The sequence below is a fragment of the Methylobacterium sp. CM6246 genome (genome assembly GCF_054818005.1).
Genome location: NZ_JBTXKY010000001.1, coordinates 3,014,578 through 3,027,790, shown reverse-complemented (window position 1 = coordinate 3,027,790; position 13,213 = coordinate 3,014,578). Strand labels below are relative to the sequence as shown.

The following is a 13,213-nucleotide window of genomic DNA, read 5'->3' as shown; positions in this document are numbered from 1 at the left end:
AACGGGATCAGGCGACCTTGATCCGGCGGCGGATCTCCCGCGCCACCGCCGGCCGGCCGTCGGCGCCCCGGCTCACCGAACGCGGCGCGCCGACCGTGATGCTCTGGCTCTCGCGGGCGATGAAGGCGGTGGGCATCTCCGCCTTAAGGTCCGCCTCCATGTCGCGCAGCGCCGTATCCGAATGGGCCGGATGCAGGTGGATGATCGCCAGCGCCTTGACCCCGGCCGTCCGGGCCAGCTCGACGCCCTTCTGCCAGGTGGAGTGGCCCCAGCCGCGGCAGGTCGGATACTCGCCGTCGGTGAACATGCCGTCGTAGACCATCAGGTCGGCGCCTTCGACGAACCGCGCCAGCTCGGGATCCGGCCAGGGGTCGCTGTGCTCGATGTCGCTGATCAGGCACAGGCGCTGGCCGCCATGCTCGAAGCGATAGCCCACCGAGCCCTGCGGGTGGTTCAGCAGGATCGTGTCGACCCGGGCGCCATCCGGGAACGTCAGGGACTGCCCGGCCTCGAAGCCGTGATGGTTGAACGTGCAGCACAGCCTGTCGAGCGTAACCGGGAACAGCGGCGGCGCGAACAGACGATCGAGCGTCGGGCCGGCCGATTCGCCGCCGAGATTGCCACAATAGGTGTTGATCACCCGGTCGCAGTCGAGGACTGCCGGCTTGAAGAACGGGAGGCCCGCCGTGTGGTCGAGGTGCAGGTGGCTGAACAGGAGGTCGACTTCCCGGGGGAGATCGGTGCGGTGGCCCTGACCGAGGTTGTAGATGCCGGAGCCGGCATCGACCACGAACATCCGCTCCCCGCAGCGCACCTCGAGGCACGGCGTGTTGCCGCCGAATTCGGCGTATTGCGGACCGCTGACCGGCGTCGAGCCACGGACGCCCCAGAATCGGAGGACGAGGCCCTCGTCGGCCGCACGGATAGTCGGCTCGGAACACTTGGACATGGCGATCACGAATCTGCGGACAGTCGGTCCCGATCCGTTAGAATCGAAACCCCGTCGCCGTTCCGGGAAGGTAGCGCTGATTACGGCAGGCCGACGGGACAGGAGTACCGCTCATCCCCTGCCTTACAATGAATTGGGGGGTCGCAGGCCGTCGTGATGTGCGTCCGCGCACACGGACGGGCCGCGCCCCGGCGCTGCGGCTCCCTTAGAATCGCGCGGCGGATGCGACAAGCCCGGCGTTGGCGCTGCCGGGAATCAGCGGCCCGCCGACCGCGCCCGGGACCCAACCCAGGCCCGCCGCCAGCATCGCGGGCAGGCCGTCGCCGTAGCGCGCCGGGAGCCGGCCAGCCAGCGCCCCGAACGGGTCCGGGGCCCGGTCGTAGACCGGGACGAAGCCCGCCATTCGCCGCAACGCGAGGGCGGAATCGGGGGCGGCCCAGGCGGCCCACACCGCCTCCGGCACCGGCCGCGGCGCCCGGTGACCCGGCACGACCACCACCTCCTGGCCGGCGAAGGCCAGCGCCTCGGGGCGGCTGACGTCGCCGACCGCGCCGCCCCGGGCGGTGTAGGCCGCCCAGAAGGCGTGCTGGCCGCCGTCGGAATAGGTGGTGCGCACGGCCGGCTCGCCGGATTCGGCGAGCGCCGCCATCCGGGCCTCCTCGATGGCGCGGTGGGTCGCGACGGCGGCTTCCCGCGCGGGGTCCCGGGACGGCGCGAAGGCGTAGCGGCCGGCGACGACCGAGACCTGCAGCTCCTCCTTGCTCGCCTCGAACCGGTCCGAGCCGGCCTTGAGCTCGCGCCAGAACCCGATGTTCGGGTCGGTGCGGTGGCGGGCCATGTTCTCGGCACTCATCCGGAACGGGTAGGACTGGAACTGGAACGCCGCCTGCCCGCCGTTCAGGGCCTCGCGGGCGATGGCGTAGATCTCCCCGACCGTGCCGTCGGTCATGGCGAAGCAGCCCATCGACGAGCAGATGCCGTGCACCATCACGGCCGAGCCGGTGCCGCCATGGGCGCGATCGTAGGCGTTGGGGTAGCCGACATCGAAGGACAGGTAATAGTGCGAGTTCGGGTTCATCTGGCGCCGGGGCACCGAATAGAACCCCTCCGGGGTCTGCCGGTCGCCGCTCTTGCGCTTGGGGCCGAGCTGGCCGGACCAGCGGCAGATCGGGAAGGTCTTGATGTGGACGTACCCGGCCGGGCCCTTCTTCCAGACCTCGATCTCGGATTCCTTCTTGTAGGCCCGGAACAGCACCGGGGCGGCGGCACTGGTGCCCTTCTGCGCCATCAGGGCGAGCGTCGCGGCCGGGATCGGCGCGTCGGCCTTCCCGGCCTGCGCCGCGACGGAACCGCAGACGGTCAGCAGCACGAGGCCGGCGGCGAGGGATCTCGGTATCGGGAGGGGCATGAACCGTCCGCGCCGCATCGGCCGGAGGGGAACACGGCCGTGCACGGTCCGCGGAGGCTGACCGGGCATTGCGGCCGTCGTGAGGCCGTCGCGCCCGTGACGACCGCCGGTCACGCCAGGGCTGGCTCCGCGCCGACGGCGCCCGCGGCCTCGATGGCCTGGGGGGCGACCACGGCGCTGTTCTCCACCGCGATCACCGCGTCGAACGGCGCGATCCCGTCGGGTACCCCCGATTCGGGCAGGCAGACGATGAAGCCGCGCCCGGCCCGGGCCTGCCGGAGCCGAGCGAGGCGCTCGCGCACGCCCTCGACCTTGCGCTCGTCGGGCGCCACCGCGACCACCAGGATGTCGGGCTCGCGGGCGAGGCAGCGCCCCAGCTCGATCGCGACGCGCTCCCGGGCGTTGATCGCCCCGTCGGCCAGCGCGCCGGTGCTCGGCTGGATCTCGACCTTGCTGTCCAGGCCGAGCCCGTAGACCGAGGCTTCGAGGCCCTCGTCGGCGAGCACGCGCTGCACCAGTGCCCGCACCCGGGGCTCCGCGTTGGCCTCGCCGAGGCTGATCCGGCCGAACAGCAGGTTCTCCTCCAGGCTGGCGGCCGGATTGACCCGGCCGGGATCGTGGAACTCGACGGCGCCGGCGAGGTGGGGCGGCAGCATCCGGGCGAAGGAGCGGCGCGCCTGAACCAGCCGCTGCTCGAACGCGGCGTCGATCAGCCCGAAGCGGTGGCGGGATTCGCTGTAGCGCAACGCTAGGCCGATCAGCCGGGTGCGGTCGCGCTGGCCGGCCGACCCGCGGCGCAGGCTCGCGGCATTGGGCAGGCGGACCACCAGATCTTCGAAGTAGCCGCGCTCCGAGGCCTGGAACAGCGAATAGTTGTCGAAGAGCGAATGATCGTTGGGCAGGTCCGCGAAGATTTCCACCGTGCTGCGCGCCACCGACAGGCCGATCTCGGTGAGCGGCCGCACCAGCTCCTCGGCCTCCAGCACCGCCCTCAGGTACGGGTGGCGGGCGAACCGCAGGGGCGCGAAGGCCCCCCCGACCGGTTCGCCGAACAGGATGTTCTCGCCGATGCTCGCCTGATGGTTGTAGCGGGCCGGGTCGAAAGGCTCGACCAGGCGCTCGGCCCCCTTGGCGGCGAGGGCCGCCCGCATGGTCCGGCGGGCCGTGACGATCGCCGCCGCGAGCCGGGGCTGGCTCGCCGGGTCGAGGCGGCCGGTCAGGCCGCGGGCGTAGACGAAGCCGTCGAGCCCGGCGAGCCGGCTGATCCCGATCAGCCCGATGTCGTCGGGGGCGTTCGCCGGCTCGGTGCCGTAGAGCAGGTTCTGCCGGAGCGAGCCCTCGATCAGGATCGCCTCCCCGGCCGCGAAGGCGATGCGGCGGGCGCGCTCCGCGGCATCGAAGCCGCGCAGGTCGGAGCCCGCGTAGGTGACCGCGCCCGCCGTCGGCTCGACCTGGCCGGCCAGCACGGCCGCCAGCACCCGGGCGCCGCTGCCCCGGCTGCCGGTGATCGCCACGTGGCCCGGCATGGTGACGGCGACGTCCACGCCGGTCAGGCGCTCGCCGGTCGCTGCGTCGAAGGCGCCGACGCCCTGGGTCGCCAGGATTCCGGACCGGGGCAGCGGCTGCGGTGCGAGCCCCGGCCTGGGCGCCCGGGCCTGCCGCCCCTCGAGCAGGGCTATGATGCGGGCGAGGTCGCGGAAGCGCGGCCGGACGGATTTGCGCACCGTCCAGAGCCGGGCGCAGATGCCGGCGAGCCAGCCGGCGAGGCCGAACGCCCCGGTGGCCGCGAGCAGGGCGGCTGGATCGACCGGCGGCGCCGGCGGGCCGCCGGTCTCTGCGGAGCGCCACAGGGCGGTGCCGATGGCGATGGCCGGGAGGATCACCGCCAGGGCCAGCGCCGGGGCCCGCGCGTAGGCCAGCCGTGCCTCGGCCCGGGCCACCATGGCGCGCGTCGCCGCGACCCGGGCCGCGATGCGTGTCCGTTCGAGGGCGGCGGCTCCGTGGACGCGAACGGCCGGCAGCCGACGGACCAGGTCGTTCAGGTTCGTCTCGGCCCGGGCGCTGGAACGCAGGCGCAGGTCCTGCCGGTCCCGGGCGCGTTCCAGGACCAGCCCGTAGGCGAGCCCGATCGCCGCCAGGCCGACCGCCGCGGCCGGGATCAGGCGTGGGGCCGCGAGCGCCGCGAAGCCGAGCGCCAGGAGCAGCGCGGCGAGCGTCATCGCCGGCAGGACGATGCCGGCGGCGAGCAGCCGGTCGCCCCGGCCCAGCACCTCGCCGACCAGGCGGGCCAGGCTGCGGGCCTCGTCGCGGGCTCCGGCCGGCGCGTCGAGGATCGCCTGCAGGACGCTCTCCCGGACCGCGTCCGCGGCCCGGTTCTGAGCCTTGAAGCACAGGCGCGCCACGATCCAGCCGATTCCGGCCAGGGCCAGCGCGCAGGCGGCGATGCACAGGAAGGCGGCGAGCTCCAGCTCCGCCGGGCGCATCGGGACACCGTGCGTCAGCACGACGTCGCGGCCCGGCAGCGACAGGGCGAGCCGCAGGAACGGCAGCGTCAGCGCCTCGTCGCGCGGCAGCACCGCGACGAGATCGCGCAGACACAGCAGGGCGAGCGCGCAGAGCGGGGCGCCGACCCCGACAGCGAGGCCGGCCGCAATGGTGTGCAGGCGCCGCGCCGCGCGCCAGGTCAGGACGATGGGGTCGGAATCCATAGGGGTCCGAGGCAGGTCCGGGGTGGGGCGGCGACGGGATCGGGCCGCCGCGCCCGACAGGTCAGGCAGCGCATAGGCCTTCGCGCCGCCGGCGGGAAGTGTCGCGGGCTCGGCACGAGAGGCGCCCGGCATGGTGATCCATGTTCTAGCCCCCGTCTGGAAAAGCTCTAGGTTCCTGGGTGAGGGCCGGCCGCTTTGGTCGCATTGCGCGGGCGGACCGGTGCACCGCACACTTCAACCTGGGATCAACGGTGGGGCGACGCTTGCGGCGAGGGGGTGAGCAGATCGAGCCCGGCGACCGAACCCGCCTGCCCGGCGGGTTTTGCGGCTCGTTGCGCGGGCGCATCTGCCTCCTACGCGGGAGCGCCTGCCCCCTGCGCGGGGCCGCCTGATGGCGCAGCTTTTCACCCCCGGCGCGGACGCGACCTACCGGCTCGCCCTGATGACCGGTGTGGCCTGCCTGGTCGGCCTGCCCGTGTTGGCGGCCGGGATCGTGCGCTCGAACTACGTCACGGGCGTCGGCATCGCGCCGGCCCAGCCCCTGCCGTTCAGCCACAAGCACCATTCCGGCGAGCTCGGCATCCAATGCCGGTATTGCCACACCACCGTCGACAAGGAGGCCACCGCCGGCATCCCGCCGACCCATACCTGCATGACCTGCCACTCGCAGATCTGGACCGGGTCGACGATGCTCAAGCCGGTGCGCGACAGCTACGCGCAGGACAAGCCGCTGGAATGGGTGCGGCTGAACAAGCTGCCGCAATACGTTTACTACAACCACTCGGTGCATGTGACGAAGGGCATCGGCTGCTCGACCTGCCACGGCGACGTGACGTCGATGCAGATGACCTATCGGGCGAACGCCTTCGAGATGCAGTTCTGCCTCGATTGCCACCGGGCGCCGGAGAAGTACGTGCGCACGCCCGATCAGGTCTGGAACATGACCTGGAAGCCGCCGGCCGACCAGGCGACGCTGGGTCCGAAGCTGGTGGCCGAATACCATATCCGCGGCGGTGCGCGGCTCACCGAGTGCGGGATCTGCCACCGATGACGCACACTTCCGACATCGCGGCGTTGCGCGCCAAGCTCGCCGGCGGCGACGGCCCCCGCTTCTGGCGCAGCCTCGACGCCGTCGCCGACAGCCCGGAATTCCGCGACTACCTCGCGGCCGAGTTCCCCTCGGCGGCCCGCCTCGCCGCCGCCCCGGAGCGGCGCGGATTCCTCAAGCTGATGGCGGCGTCCTTCGCGCTCGGCGGCCTCACGGCCTGCGGCGCGGAGGGCGGGCGCGATTACGAGGTGCCCTACGTCAACCAGCCCGAGCGGATCGTGCCGGGCACGAACCTGTCCTACGCCTCCTCGGCCGTGTTCGACGGGTTCGGCAACGGGATCCTGGTCACCACCCGCAACGGTCGGCCGCTGAAGATCGAGGGCAATCCCGATCACCCCTGGAGCCGCGGCGGCACCGACGTGCTGGCCCAGGCCTCGGTGCTCGGCCTCTACGACCCGTTCCGCTCGCAGGCGGTTCAGCACCTCGGCAAGCCGAGTTCCTGGGCGGCGTTCCGGACGGCCCTGCAGACGCAGATTCCGGCCTGGCGCGAGGCCGGGGGTGCGGGGGTGGCGCTGCTGACCGGACCGGTGACGTCGCCCACCGTCGCGGCGCAGATCGCCCGGATGCGGGCCGCCTACCCGGCGCTGCGCTGGTATGTCGGCGCCGGCACCGGCCGCGACGCGATCTACGAGGGCGCCCGCCTGGCCTATGGCCGGCCGCTGGAGACGCAGCCCGATTTCGGCCGGGCGCGCACGATCGTGTCCCTGGACGGCGACTTCCTCGACCTCGGCCCCGGCCAAGTCGGCCTGTCGGGGCGCTGGAGCGCGGCCCGTCGCGCCGCTTACGCCGAGGGCCGCCTGTTGAGCCTCCACGCCGCGGCCCCGACCCCGACCCTCACCAGCGCCAAGGCGGATCACGGCGTCCCCGTCTCGGCCGGACGCCTCGAAGCCCTGGCGCGGGATTTTTTGGCGGTGACTTCAGGCGCCGCGGCGCCGGCCGGCGACGATCCGGTCTCCCGCTGGACGCGCCGCGCCGCCAAGGCCCTCACCGAGGCGCGCGGCGCCGGCATCGTCACGGCCGGGCTGACGGCGAGCCCGGACCTGCACGCACTGGTCCACCGCCTCAACGGCGCGCTCGGCAATACCGGGGCGACCCTGCGGCACACGATGCCCGTGGCCGAACAGGGCTCCGGGACGCTGGCGGACCTGGCGGAGGAGATGGAGCGCGGTGCCGTCAAGGTCCTGATCGTGCTCGGCGGCAACCCGGTCTACGACGCCCCGGGCGCCCTCGACTTCGCCGCCCGGATGGAGCGCGTGCCGCTCAAGATCCATGCCGGGCTCTACTACGAAGAGACCGGCGCGCATGCCGACTGGCACCTGCCCGCCGCCCATCCGCTGGAGAGCTGGGGCGACGTCCGGTCCCTCGACGGCACGGTCGGGCTGATCCAGCCCACGGTGGCGCCGCTCTACAACGGCCGCACCCTCCAGGACATGCTGGCCTTCCTCACCGACGGACGCGGCGGTGAGGAAGGCGCCGACGCGCTCGCCCTGCTCAAGGCGCGCTGGCGGACCGAGGGCGAGGACGCGGCGGCGTTCGAGGCGCGCTTCTCCGATGCCCTGCGCCGGGGGTTCTGGCCGGACAGCGCGGCTGCGACCGAGGAGGTCGCGCTCACGCAGGAGGCCGGCGGCGCCGAACCCTCTACCGGGCCCTCTGCACAGCCCTTTGCCCAGCCCCCCGCCCGATCCTCTGCCGAGGCCGGGATCGAGGTGGTGTTCCGCCCGGATCCCACGGTCTGGGACGGTACCCATGCCGACCTCGCCTGGTTGCAGGAACTGCCGAAGCCGCTCACCAAGGTGGTTTGGGAGAACGTGGTCGCGCTCAGCCCGCATCTGGCCGAGCGGGAGGGTGTCGCGACCGGCGACATCGTGCGGGTCGAGGCGGAGGGGCGCGCCGTCGAGGGCGCCGCCTGGATCCTGCCGGGCCAGGCCGCCGACACCGTGACGCTGAGCCTCGGCTACGGCCGCAGCGTGCCCGACCACCTGTCCAGCGGCCTCGGCTACGACGCCGCCACCCTGCGCCCGGCCGGGACGCCGTGGCGGCTCTCCGGCGCGCGGCTGACGAAGACCGGACGGCGCCGCATGCCGGCGACCACCCAGCATCTCGGCACGATGGAGGGGCAGGACATCGTCCGCGTCCAGGCCGTCGGTTCCGCGCCGGTGGGCGATCCCAAGGGCGCGCCGGCGCCGGCTTCGTTCTACCCGCCGCCGGAGAGCCAGGACCGCTGGGTCGCGGCGCAATGGGGCATGGCGATCGACCTCGACGCCTGCATCGGCTGCAACGCCTGCGTCACCGCCTGCCAGTCGGAGAACAACATACCGGTGGTCGGGCGCGCCGAGGTCGAGCTCGGCCGCTGGATGGGCTGGCTGCGGGTCGACCGCTACTACGCGGGCGGGCTGGACGCGCCGACGACGCATTTCCAGCCGGTGCCGTGCATGCATTGCGAGCAGGCGCCCTGCGAGGTCGGTTGCCCCGTGGAGGCGACCCTGCACGACAGCGAGGGCCTGAACCTGCAGGTCTACAACCGCTGCGTGGGCACCCGGACCTGCCAGAGCTACTGCCCGTACAAGGTCCGCCGCTTCAACTACCTGGACTACACCGGCGGCATGACCCCGGTGCAGCAGCAGCAGCGCAACCCCGAGGTCACGGTCCGGGCCCGCGGCGTCATGGAGAAGTGCACCTACTGCATCCAGCGCATCACGGCGGCCCGGATCACCTCGGCCAAGGACGCCCACGCGCCGATCCCGGACGGCGCCGTCGAGACCGCCTGCCAGGGGGCCTGCCCGACCCGGGCGATCACCTTCGGCAACGTCGCCGACCCGGGAAGCCAGGTCTCGGCCGCCCGCACGGACACGCGGGAATACGCGCTGCTCGGCCACCTCAACACGCGCCCGCGCACCACCTACCTGGCGGGGCTCGCCCCCGCCGCCGATCCGGCCGGACGGGAGGGCTGAGCATGTCCGGCGCGCTCGCAGGCGGTTCGCTGATCCGGCCGGAGGAAACCCTCCAGGGCATCGGCGGCGCGGTCACCGCGATCCCGCTGACGCATCCACGCAACCGGCGCTGGTGGATCGCCTTCGCGGGGGCTGCGGCGCTTCTCGGCGTGTTCGGCTTGACCCTCGGCTACCTGCTCTACGCGGGGCCTGGGATCTGGGCCAACAACAACGCCGTCGTCTGGGCGCTGGACATCGCCAGCTACGATTGGTGGATCGGCGTCGCCTCCGGCAGCCTGCTGGTCTCGGCGGTGCTGCTGCTGCTCGGGGCCGAGTGGCGCGGGGCGGTGAACCGCATCGCCGAGACCCTTGCGCTGCTCGCCACCGCGGCGGCCGGCCTCTATCCGATCATCCATCTCGGTCGGCCGTGGTTCTTCTTCTGGAACCTGCCCTACCCCAACACCTACAACCTGTGGCCGCAGTTCCGCTCGCCGCTGCTGTGGGACGCGATCGACATCGTGGCCTTCCTGGTGATCTGCGTCAGCCTCTGGTTCATCGGCCTGCTGCCCGACCTCGCCACCCTGCGCGACCGCGCCTTCGGGGAAGCGATGCGCCAGGCCGACGCGAAGGCGCCGACCCGCCGGCTCGCCCTGCTGCGCGCCCAGGTCTACGGCATCGTCGCCTCCGGGTGGCGCGGGTCCGCGGCCCATTGGCAGATCTGGGTCCAGGCCTACCGCACGGTGGCGCTGCTCGGCGTGCTGCTGGTGGTCTCGGTCCAGACCGGCGCCTCGGTGATGCTGGCGGGCTCGCTGATGCCGGGCTGGCACAGCACGCTGCTGCCGGTGAGCTTCCTGGTGAACGCGGTCTATTCCGGCGTCGGCATGACGGCGGCGATCGTGGTGCTGATCCGCGTCGTCTACGGCCTCGACGCCCTGGTGAGCGTGCGCCACCTCGACGTGCTCGGCCGCCTGCTGCTCGGCCTCGGCTGCGCCAGCGCCTATTGCTACGCGGCCGAGTATTTCGACACGTTCCTCAACGGCGACCCGGAGGCGCGGGCGGTGCTGGCGCGGCGCATGACCGGCGACCACGCGCTGGTCTCCTGGATGGCGATCCTCCTGTTGGTCCTGCCCGCTCAGGTGCTGTGGTCGGCCCGGGCCCGCACGGCGCCGCTCGCGCTCGCCGCGGTCGGGCTCCTGGTGGCGGCCGGCGCCTATGCCGACCACGTCATGGTGCTGGTCGTCACTCTGACCCAGGACTTCCTGCCGTCCTCGCGGCTGCCCTACGGGGTGGATCCCTGGGGCGTGGCCACCTTCGCGGGCTCGCTCGGCCTGTTCCTGACCCTGCTGCTGCTGTTCCTGCGCTACCTGCCGGCGGTCTCGATCATCGAGAGCCGCCGCCTCGCCCTGGCGCGCGCCCCGGGCACCCAGGCCGCCGCCCGGGAGGCCGTCTCGCACGCCGCCCCCCGCCCGGAGGAGGATCCGGGGCCGGCGCCGCTCTGGGGCGTGTCCGCCACCTTCGCCAGCCAGGCCGACCTCGCCGCCGCGCTCCAGGCCGTGTCCGGGATCAGCCCCCCGGACCAGGTCCATCTCGACGGGCACGGGCCGGTGCCGATGCCGCGGACCCTGCGGTCCCTCGGCCTAGAGGGGCGCTCGATCCTGCCCTACGCGCTTGCCGGCGCGCTGCTCGGCGGCGCGGGCTTCTACGCGATGTGCATCTACGCCACGGCCTACGACTACGTGTTCCTGATCGGCGGGCGTCCGCGCCTGTCCTGGCCGTCCTTCGTGGTGCCGAGCATCTCCTTCGCGATGATGACCGGCTGCATCGCGATCCACCTCGCCCTGCTGGTGCTCAACCGCTTGCCGCGGCTGAACCACCCGGCCTTCAACATCCCGGGCTTCCTGCGCGCCTCGGACGACCGCTTCTTTCTCTCCGCGGAGGCGCGCGACGACCGCTTCGACGCAGGCCGGTTCGAGCGCCGGCTCGCGGGCCTGGCGGCCGAGGCCGGGCGCCCCCTCGAGATCCGCAGGATCCCGCGATGAGGCGCGCCGCCAGCCTCCTCCTCGTCGCGGCTTTGCCGGGTCTCTCGGCCTGCGGCGAGGCCAACATGGACGACCAGGCCCGGGCCAAGACCTGGGACCGCAACCCGTTCTTCCCCCGCCAGATCACCATGCGCCAGCCGGTGCCCGGGACCGTGCCGCGGGTCGATCCGGCCCGCGAGGCGCCGCAGCCGCAGACGATCAGCCGGGACCTGATCGACCGGGGCCGGGAGCGCTACGGGGTGTTCTGCACGCCCTGCCACGGCCAGGATGGGCGCGGCGGGGGCATGATCGTGGCCCGCGGCTTCCCGCCCGCCGGCGACCTCACCGCCGAGCCGCTCCGCCGGGCCCCGGCCGCCGAGATCTACGGCGTCATCGGCAACGGCCGGCGCGCGATGTTCGGCATGGCCCAGATGATCCCCTCGGCCGACCGCTGGGCGATCGTCGCGTATGTCCGGGCGCTCCAGCTCAGCCAGGACGCCGTGGTGGCGGGCCTGCCCCCGGACGACCGGGCCCGCCTGGAGGCGACCCGATGAGCCGGCCCGTGCTGATCGGCCTCCTCGGGCTCGGCCTGCTCGCCGCCTGCTGGCTCGCGGGCGGCTGGCGCGGCGCGGCGTCCTCCTACCTGGCGGCCTGGCTCGTCCTGCTGGCGCTGCCGGTCGGCGCCCTGCCGGTGACGATCGTGGCCGAACGCTTCGGCAAGCGCGTGCGCGAGCGCGGCGGGATCGAGATGCTGGCGGGCCTGCGCCGGCTCATGGCGCTGATGCCGGTGGCCGCGCTGCTGGGGCTGCCCCTGCTCGCCGCGGTGCCGGTGCTCTACCCGTGGGTCGGGGCGGCGCCCCGCACACCGCTGGCGGCTTTCTGGTTCATCACGCCGTTCTTCGTGGCCCGGGTGATCGCGTATCTCGCCGCCTGGACCTGGCTGTCGATCCGGTTCGCGCGGCCCTTCGACGAGCCGGGCGAGGGCCGCACCGTGCCGGCGGTGGGCCTCCACGCGGTGGTCGGCACGCTGTTCACCACCGACGTGATCGCCTCCCTCGACCCGAGGCTCGACTCGACCCTGCTCGGCCTGTTGGTGATGACCGCCTGGAGCGGGCTGGCCTTCGCGGCCGCGATCCTGCTCGCCTGGGAGGAGCCGGAGCCGGTGGGCCGCGGGCGGACGGCGCCCGGGCGCGGCCGGCTGGTTCCCCTGGTGGTCCTGCTCGGGCTCTGGGCGTTCATGCACTTCGTGCAGTTCCTGATCGTCTGGTCCGCCAACCTGCCCCCGGAGGTGGCCTGGTACTTCGCCCGGGGCGGCAGCCTCGGGCGCGGGCTGTCGATCGGCGCCGGGGCCGTGGTGGTGCTGGCCGGGCTCGCGACCCTGCGGCCGGGCCGTCCGACCACGCGGGTCCTGGCCGGCGCGGCGCTCGCGGTGCATGCCCTCGAGATGTTCTGGCTGGTCACCCCGGCCCTGCGCGACCGGTTCGTGCTCCGCCCGGTCGACGGGTTCGCGGCCCTGGCGGTGGCCTGCCTTGCCGCCGCGCTCCATCCGCTCTTGCGCGCGGCGCCGGGCGCCCGGCGCGCCGGGAGGTCGGCATGAGCGCGCGTCCCGGTCCCGGCCTGATCCCGGCGATCCTGGCCGGCTTGACCCTGCGCGGCAGCGGCCTGCTCGGTGGTCGCTCGGGTCGCGCCACCGCGCCGGGCACGCCGGCCAACGCCCCGCGCGACCCCGACGATCCCGGCTATGAGACCCGGGACGTCAAGGTCCGCAACACCACGCTGGTGATGGCGGGCCTGGCGCTCTCCGTCCTGACGGTGATCGGCACGATGGTCTGGATGAGCGCCGCGTTCAGCGCGAGCCAGCGCCGGGCCCTGCCGCCCCTGACGCCGCAGCAGACCGCGACGCTGACGCCGCCGCCCCCGAACCTCCAGGCGGATCCCTACGCCGACCTCGACCGCCAGCGGGCCGCGACCGGGGCGCGGCTCTCCGGCTACGGCTACAGCGATCCGGCCCGCACCCACGCCCGCATCCCGGTCGATCGGGCGATGGACCTCGTCGTCGGCCGCTCCCTCGACGCGCCGGAACGGTAGGCAG

Annotated in this window: 9 protein-coding genes; 6 read left to right on the top strand and 3 right to left on the bottom strand. The window is 73.5% G+C overall.

The window, feature by feature from the left end; translation table 11 throughout:
- Positions 1-7: 7 nt before the first annotated feature.
- The 3 genes from ACYQPG_RS14870 to ACYQPG_RS14860 all read right to left on the bottom strand — a co-directional run bounded on the left by ACYQPG_RS14870 (position 8) and on the right by ACYQPG_RS14860 (position 5,065).
- The gene (locus ACYQPG_RS14870) at positions 8-949 is read right to left on the bottom strand and encodes an MBL fold metallo-hydrolase (RefSeq protein ID WP_147908312.1); all 942 of its coding nucleotides are present in this window, start codon (positions 947-949) and stop codon (positions 8-10) included.
- Between the two features lie 205 nt (positions 950-1,154).
- Positions 1,155-2,357: a L,D-transpeptidase family protein gene (locus ACYQPG_RS14865; protein ID WP_461231189.1), complete on the bottom strand. Its 1,203-nt coding sequence runs from the start codon at positions 2,355-2,357 to the stop codon at positions 1,155-1,157.
- A 110-nt stretch (positions 2,358-2,467) separates the two neighbouring features.
- On the bottom strand, positions 2,468-5,065 hold the full coding sequence (locus ACYQPG_RS14860) for an ABC transporter ATP-binding protein (protein ID WP_461231188.1): 2,598 nt from the start codon (positions 5,063-5,065) through the stop codon (positions 2,468-2,470).
- 391 nt (positions 5,066-5,456) lie between these two features.
- On the opposite strand from ACYQPG_RS14860, the gene ACYQPG_RS14855 reads away from it, so the two are divergent.
- Genes ACYQPG_RS14855 through ACYQPG_RS14830 form a run of 6 tightly spaced genes read left to right on the top strand, consistent with a single transcriptional unit; the run spans position 5,457 to position 13,209 of the window.
- Positions 5,457-6,116 (top strand): cytochrome c3 family protein, encoded by a 660-nt coding sequence (locus ACYQPG_RS14855; RefSeq protein WP_147908315.1) that lies wholly within the window; start codon positions 5,457-5,459, stop codon positions 6,114-6,116.
- Positions 6,113-9,124 carry a TAT-variant-translocated molybdopterin oxidoreductase gene (locus tag ACYQPG_RS14850; protein WP_461231187.1) on the top strand — a complete coding sequence of 1,004 codons (3,012 nt, stop codon included), beginning with the start codon at positions 6,113-6,115 and terminating at the stop codon, positions 9,122-9,124. Before ACYQPG_RS14855 ends, ACYQPG_RS14850 begins: the two co-directional genes overlap by 4 nt.
- 2 nt (positions 9,125-9,126) lie before the next feature.
- Positions 9,127-11,142, top strand: a complete 2,016-nt coding sequence (locus ACYQPG_RS14845; RefSeq protein WP_147908317.1) for a DUF3341 domain-containing protein — start codon at positions 9,127-9,129, stop codon at positions 11,140-11,142.
- On the top strand, positions 11,139-11,675 hold the full coding sequence (locus tag ACYQPG_RS14840) for a c-type cytochrome (protein ID WP_147938967.1): 537 nt from the start codon (positions 11,139-11,141) through the stop codon (positions 11,673-11,675). Before ACYQPG_RS14845 ends, ACYQPG_RS14840 begins: the two co-directional genes overlap by 4 nt.
- Positions 11,672-12,718 carry a hypothetical protein gene (locus ACYQPG_RS14835; protein ID WP_147938966.1) on the top strand — a complete coding sequence of 349 codons (1,047 nt, stop codon included), beginning with the start codon at positions 11,672-11,674 and terminating at the stop codon, positions 12,716-12,718. The genes ACYQPG_RS14840 and ACYQPG_RS14835 overlap by 4 nt, the downstream gene beginning before the upstream one ends.
- Complete coding sequence (locus tag ACYQPG_RS14830) at positions 12,715-13,209, top strand: hypothetical protein (protein ID WP_461231186.1); 495 nt, start codon at positions 12,715-12,717, stop codon at positions 13,207-13,209. The genes ACYQPG_RS14835 and ACYQPG_RS14830 overlap by 4 nt, the downstream gene beginning before the upstream one ends.
- Positions 13,210-13,213 lie beyond the last annotated feature (4 nt).